This window comes from Chitinophagaceae bacterium, from assembly GCA_030053935.1.
Lineage (GTDB): Bacteria > Bacteroidota > Bacteroidia > Cytophagales > JASGCU01 > JASGCU01.
The window spans coordinates 1-6,849 of the sequence record JASGCU010000110.1 but is presented as its reverse complement, the minus strand read 5'-3'; the positions used below and the strand labels follow the sequence as shown (position 1 = coordinate 6,849).

6 protein-coding genes are annotated in these 6,849 nt (G+C 31.8%); 3 read left to right on the top strand and 3 right to left on the bottom strand.

Translation table 11 applies throughout. The features are described from left to right. Positions 1 to 223: 223 nt before the first annotated feature. A complete protein-coding gene (locus QM536_09070; protein ID MDI9357158.1) occupies positions 224 to 1,042 on the top strand; it encodes a glycosyltransferase family 2 protein in 819 nt (272 codons plus the stop codon). A gap of 26 nt (positions 1,043 to 1,068) precedes the next feature. Here QM536_09070 and QM536_09065 read toward each other — a convergent pair whose 3' ends face one another. From QM536_09065 to QM536_09055, 3 genes are all read right to left on the bottom strand, one after another. Then, positions 1,069 to 2,217, bottom strand: coding sequence for a glycosyltransferase family 4 protein (locus QM536_09065; GenBank protein ID MDI9357157.1), 1,149 nt, complete (start codon positions 2,215 to 2,217; stop codon positions 1,069 to 1,071). Between the two features lie 93 nt (positions 2,218 to 2,310). After that, on the bottom strand, positions 2,311 to 2,907 hold the full coding sequence (gene pncA, locus QM536_09060; protein MDI9357156.1) for a bifunctional nicotinamidase/pyrazinamidase: 597 nt from the start codon (positions 2,905 to 2,907) through the stop codon (positions 2,311 to 2,313). A gap of 9 nt (positions 2,908 to 2,916) precedes the next feature. Then, complete coding sequence (locus tag QM536_09055) at positions 2,917 to 3,438, bottom strand: DUF1573 domain-containing protein (GenBank protein ID MDI9357155.1); 522 nt, start codon at positions 3,436 to 3,438, stop codon at positions 2,917 to 2,919. Between the two features lie 274 nt (positions 3,439 to 3,712). On the opposite strand from QM536_09055, the gene QM536_09050 reads away from it, so the two are divergent. Both QM536_09050 and QM536_09045 read left to right on the top strand, forming a co-directional pair. Then, the gene (locus tag QM536_09050) at positions 3,713 to 4,261 is read left to right on the top strand and encodes a hypothetical protein (protein MDI9357154.1); all 549 of its coding nucleotides are present in this window, start codon (positions 3,713 to 3,715) and stop codon (positions 4,259 to 4,261) included. A gap of 85 nt (positions 4,262 to 4,346) precedes the next feature. Further along, complete coding sequence (locus QM536_09045; protein ID MDI9357153.1) at positions 4,347 to 6,581, top strand: TonB-dependent receptor; 2,235 nt, start codon at positions 4,347 to 4,349, stop codon at positions 6,579 to 6,581. The last annotated feature ends 268 nt before the right edge of the window (positions 6,582 to 6,849 follow it).

Here is a 6,849-nt window from a genome sequence, read left to right as displayed (position 1 = left end):
ATCCCATTTCTACCTGTTTTTTTGTAATTTTCATTGCTCATACTCTACATTTTTTTATTATATTTGCAATAATATGTATTTTATATGATTTTCAAATATTTAATTTTTAGAACTCCCCTATAGTAAACATGAATGGTATCAAAAAATAATCAATGGGCATTCTTCCTTATTTCATAAAACGTGCTAAATATTTATCATACAACAAAAATTATTTTCTCATACCATGCAAGAACCATTTACTGCAAATCCAAAACACATAAGCATTATTACCATTAATCGCAATAATAAAAAAGGATTAGAAAAAAGCATACAAAGTGTGATTTCTCAAAGCTATTCATCTATAAATTATGTGGTTGTAGATGGTGATTCTACAGATGGGAGCGTAGATATTATCAAACAGTATTCTCACAAAATACATGCTTGGATAAGTGAACCCGATACGGGCATTTACGATGCTATGAATAAAGGATTAGATATGATTACGGGAGATTATGTCTTATTTTTAAATTCGGGGGATTTTTTTATACACGATGATGTTCTTTCGGATGTAAGTAAGGTGTTATTTGTTCCCGATACTCATCTTATGTGTGGCAGTGTAACAATCATTTTAAAAAATGGAGAGCATACAATAAGTTCTCCTTCCATAAAAAATCTGTATTATAAAATGATACCCCATCAAGGACTTTTTTATAAAACCATTCTCTTTAAAAAATATGGTGTCTTTGATACTTCTTTTAGGATAGCTGGGGATTTTGAACATGTATTACGATTACTCAATAGAAATATACCTTTAAAGATATATCCTGAAATAATATCTGTCATGGATGCAGAAGGAATTTCCAGTGATAATGTTCACTTGGAAAGCAAACTAAAAGAACTGAGAAGGGTTACCCGTCTACATGGGTATTATAAATATGGGATTTTCGCTCTGTTTATTCATTATAAAGTACGGTTACGTTCCTATCTTTTTCTGATAAAATGGAAGGTATTCAAATGGATTTCTCATTTTTCTAAACGAGATACAAAACAAAAAAAAATCTAAATCCAATTTTCATTCCTTCTCTTATATTATGTTTTAAAATATGCTTTTTGAATAACCCTGTTGAGTGTATTAATATGTTTTTCTAAAGTAAGGTTTTTCAAATAGTGTTCTTTTCCATTGCTTCCTATAGTTTTTACCAAATCTCTATCTCTATATAATTGAATCATGTATTCTGCAAAAGTTTTCACATCGTGTTCCTCTACCAAAAAACCTGTTTTAGTTTGAATAACTATTTCTGCATTCCCCCCGGATAATGTAGAAACTATGGGTAGTCCGGCAGCATGTGCTTCTTTTAAACTCACACTTGATGCTTCAGATTGTCCAAGTGCATTGGTTATACAGTGTTGCACATAGCAAAAACTTTCTTTCATCTTTTGTATACATTCTAATTGTGTTAATTTTCCTGTAAAAATAACTTTTTTTTGCAGGTTATATGTTTCTGCTAAATCTTTGCATTTTTGGAGTTCTTCTCCTTCTCCTATCAAGGTGAGAGTAGCGTTTGCATATTTTTCTGATACTCTTTTAAAACTTTCTATGAGATAGTGAGGAGCTTTTACATCTATAAATCTTCCGATAAAAATAAAGTTATGAGATTGGTAATCGGGTTGTATTTTATAAAATTCTGGGTTTGCTCCGCAGGGAGATATTACTATTTTATTTTCTTTGCATCCCAATTGTATAATGCTTTGTTTTAATCTCTGGGATACCGCAATAATAGAGGTAGCATAATCAAACATTGTTTGGTAGTTCTGTTTGTATTTATTCACAGTATCTTGTCTCGTAGCATCAAAACCGTGAAAATGCACTATAAGCGGAATATCTAATTGTTTACAAATGGTTGTTACACTTGCGCCTGTGGGACCGTATTCTGCTAATACTACATCTATCTTATTTTTTTTGAGTAACTGTTTGAGTTTTGTGCGAGCATATATAAAAAGGAGGGGATATATAAAAAAAGCTATGTATTTTTTATATTTCTTCCATATTTTTAAAAGAAGATGGAAAGGATCTTTTGTTTTATTGTTTGATGCATTATTTTTTTTCGCTACAATAAACGGGATATAGCCACCGTAGTAGTAATACTTTTCTCCTTCTAAGAAGTCTCTATGGGCTTTAATAAATGTTTCCGAATATCCGGGTTTGTTGGTACTCAGTATTGCTAATCTATACTTCATTTATTTTTATGGTAAATCCAATATTTTTTTCTTTCTCGTACTGTATAGAACATTATGTAATCAGGACATATTGGTTTTTAGATGCCCATGTCTTTATTCTATTCTCACTCCGGCAGTATTTTTCAAGTATTCTAATGTCTTTTCAAAATCTTGAGGGAATACTGCTTTTGTGCCTTTTGTTAATACAGATGTTTCAAAACCTAATTGGACTGCATCCAATGCACTGTATTTTACACAATAATCGGTTGCTAACCCTACTGTATCTATTTTTTTTATCTTTTGTGATAATAGATATTCATAGAGATCGGTTATTTTTTTCTTATTATTATCAAAAAAAGCACTGTAACTATCTATTTTTTCATCTGTTCCTTTATGGATAATCTTGTGGAATTTTTGTTGCAAAAGAGGTGAAAATTCTGCTCCATAAGAATTTTGAACACAATGGGGAGGCCATAACATCTGAGGGGTTCCTTCTACATCTATTATGTCTCCCATTTTTTTTTCTTTATGATTTGTAAAAAAACTTATGTGTTCTTTTGGATGCCAGTCCTGGGTAGCAATAACATATTTATATTTGGGAATAATGCTATTTATAAAAGAGATGATACTATCACCATCGGGAACAGCTAAACTTCCTTTTGGTAGAAAATCATTTTGAACATCTATTATTAATAAACATTCTTTGAGCATCTGTTTGTATTATTTTTTATTTTTAGGGGTGACCATTGCCTTTATTTCTAGTATATTGATAGTAGGGTAGGTGTTTGAAACAATAGTAATATTTTTATTTTGAACACCGGGTTTCCCTTTACTATTAAATCGGACTACTATTTTACCTTCTTCACCTGGGGCAATGGGTTCTTTTGGATAAGTTGGGATAGTACATCCACATGACCCCGTAGCAGAAGATATGACCAATGGAACTGTTCCACTATTTTTAAAAGAAAAAGTATGCGTGACCACATCTCCTTCGTTTATAGTTCCAAAATCAAATTTCCCATCTTGGTCTTCCCATTCGAATTGAGCAACGGGACCTGTTGGCTTCTCTACATCTGCATTTACCCCTACCGGATCGGGGGTAAGAGCATTTCCCCTATCACGAATAATATTTTCTAATTCGGTTACTCTTCCTTCCAGTCGTGAAACTCTTTCTTTTAAAGGGCATTCAGAACAACTAGTAAATATAATTGCTATAAAAACTATTTTTATTATACGTATCATTATTTTTTTTATTTTTATGTTATAAATTTGATTATCCTCCGAAAAGGTTTTTTTGTATTCCTATAAATATAAAATATTTTTAGAATAAAAAGGATTAGTTTATGTACACTATTTATTATTGTTCTTAAAATTACTTCAAAATTACTATTTATACTCATTACAAATTAAAAAAATAAATGAAGGAGGGTTCTAAAAAAAAATTGATTTTTTGCTCTATCTCAATAGTTACCAATATTCTTTTCTATCTTTCATTGAAATACTCTCAAATAGAATTATGATACGAAACAGTTATGCAAAAAAAATAATAAGTATTTCTCTCTTTTTTTGTTTATGCATACCATCTTGGGTACTGTTTTTTTGGATTCTCTATCAAAAAAATATGTGGAAAGACGAAATGCACACGCACATCGCTGACGGGAAAGAAATACAATTTGTTGTTCTGCGTTTTTTTATTCCTGATGTTTCTCATAAACTACATTGGGAAGATGAGCATGAGTTTGAATTTCAAGGAAATATGTATGATGTCATACAAACAACTGTGTCAAAAGATTCTGTTTTTTATACTTGTTTGTTAGATTATCAAGAATCCGCATATAACCGTCAATTAGAATATTTATGGAACTATAATATGTATGTTCAGACCACTTCTTCTCCAGAAAACACAAAACATTTTATAGAGCATCTAAAAAAACTCTATTATTTTTTAGGTTATTCTGTACGTTTGCACACAGCAAAAGAGATAAATAGTTTTCTTTTTTTATATGTGGTATTCACTTTTACATTTTCATACCCTCCCATTACTCCACCTCCCTGGATTCTATAGGTATAGATTACAAAATACTTTCATTATGGATCACAAAATATTTTAACAATCATATTCTATCACATTATTTTTAATAAAACAAATTATGACACGCAATTTTTTTGTGTGTGCCTTGTTATTTTTTTCTTTTTTAAAAATACAGGCACAGGGGGGGGGAGCAGATTCGTTATCGATAAAAACAGGAAGTACTTTAGACGAAATAATTATATCTGCTAATAAAATAGAGGAGAGTAGGGCAATAATATCTCAGCAAATACAAGTCATAAAAAACGAAGATATACAACGTCTCCAGGCACAAACTACTGCAGATGTGTTATCCGCAGAAAATATATTTGTTCAAAAAAGCCAACAAGGAGGAGGAAGTCCTATTTTGCGTGGTTTTGAGGCAAATAAAGTGCTATTAGTTATGGATGGTGTGCGGTTAAATAATATTATTTATAGAGCGGGGCATTTACAAAATATTATAACTTTAGACAATGCCGCTTTAGATAAAATAGAGGTTTTATTTGGACCTGCTTCTTCTGTTTATGGGAGTGATGCTTTGGGAGGGGTCGTTCATATAATTACGAAAAAACCAACCTTCTTAACCGAAAGCGGAAAATTATTTTTTAATACAAACTTTTCCACGAGATACGGGAGTGTCAATAATGAGGTTACCCCTCATCTGGATTTCAACATAGGGGGAAAAAAATTAGCTTCCTTTACATCTTTTACGTATTCTCAATTTGGAGATTTACAAAGTGGAAGTAATAAAAATCCTTTCTATAATGATTTGTATGGGCAGCGTTTTTTTTATGTAAAAAGAATACATAACAGAGATTCGTCTATAACAAATAATAATGTTTTTTTACAAAAACAAAGTGGTTATTGGCAGTATAATCTTCTACAAAAATTCTTATATGCACAAAATAATTTTATCACGCATGGGCTTACTGTTCATTTTACAAACTCCAGTAATGTTCCTCGTTATGATCGATTGACAGAATCTACCAATGGAACTCCCACCTATTCAGAATGGTATTACGGACCTCAAAAACTATTGCTTACCAGCTATGATGTGAATATAAGCAATATAGGAAGATTTTCAGATAATATTCATTTGGGGATTAACTACCAAAATGTAGAAGAAAGCAGGCATACCCGTAGGTTTCGTTCCGATAATATCAGCCGTAGAACAGAAAAGGTGCAGGTGATAGGAGGAAATTTTGATATTCAAAACAAAAGAACACATTGGCATAATCGTTTAGGTATAGATTTTCAATATAATACTTTACTATCTACTGCTGTAAAAGAGAACATAATCAATGGACAACAAGGTAGCCTAGATACCCGTTACCCGAATGGGGATAATTTTTCATTGAGTAGCTCTCTTTATTTTTCGGGAACGTATTTTTTTACAAAAAAATGGATTGGTAATTATGGATTCAGATTGGGATATTCAAACCTTCAATCTACCTTTGCGGATAAAACTTTTTTCCCATTCCCCTACAATGATATCCAACAAAAAAATGTGTTATATTCAGGGAGTTTGGGAATAGTGTATTTACCTGATAATACGTGGAAGTTTTTAGGAACACTTTCTACGGGATACAGAGTCCCTAACGTAGATGATATTTCTAAGGTATTTGAAAGTACTACAGGAACATCTGAAACAAGGGGTACTCTCATTGTTCCTAACCCAAATCTCAAACCCGAAAAAACTATAAACGTAGAATTAGGAATTACAAAAGTTATTCTTCGTACTATAAGTTGGGAGAATATATTATATTACACTCTCATTCAAGATGCTATTGTTACAGATGCTTTTACTTTTAATGGACAATCAGAAGTAGTTTATGGGGGTGGAACCAGCAAAGTATTTGCTAATCAAAACAAGAGTAGAGGATATATAACGGGTTTCCAATCTTCTCTTTATGGAAAAATTACAAAGTATTTGGGAATAAAGGTAGCATTTAATACTACTTACGGGAGAACGGAAGATGCAGGAACAACAATTCCACTAGATCATATTCCTCCTATGATGTGGAAAGGGGAGATACATTATTCTCATAAGCGATTATATGTTTCTTTTTGGGTGTTATACAATGGATGGAAACAGAGAATAGATTATCGTCTTAATGCAGAAGATAATGAACAATATGCTCCCCCTGAAGGCATGCCTGCTTGGTATACTCTTAATATGAGAGCATCTTATAATATAAAGAATTATCGTTTTACAACGGGGATAGATAATATAGTAGATACGCAATATAGAACCTTTGCAAGCGGAATAAATGCCCCTGGGAGGAACATTTTTGTTTCTATTGCATTTCATTTTTAATTATGAAAAAAAAGAGTAGATAAATAGTTACAAAAAATAAAAAAATCCCTCGGCAACTCCTTCCTCCCACAAGACCTCATTACAGGAAATCATCCTCAAAGATATGAAACACACCATAGATTGGGAATGGGAAGAATACAGTGAGAATTAATCGAGATTTCATTTACACAGACGGTAAAAACTGTTTATATGAAAACAAAAAAGGTGCATAGTACCGAAATATTGGTAGCTGGGGGAAGTCAAAAATTCACCTCTTTATTAAACGTGT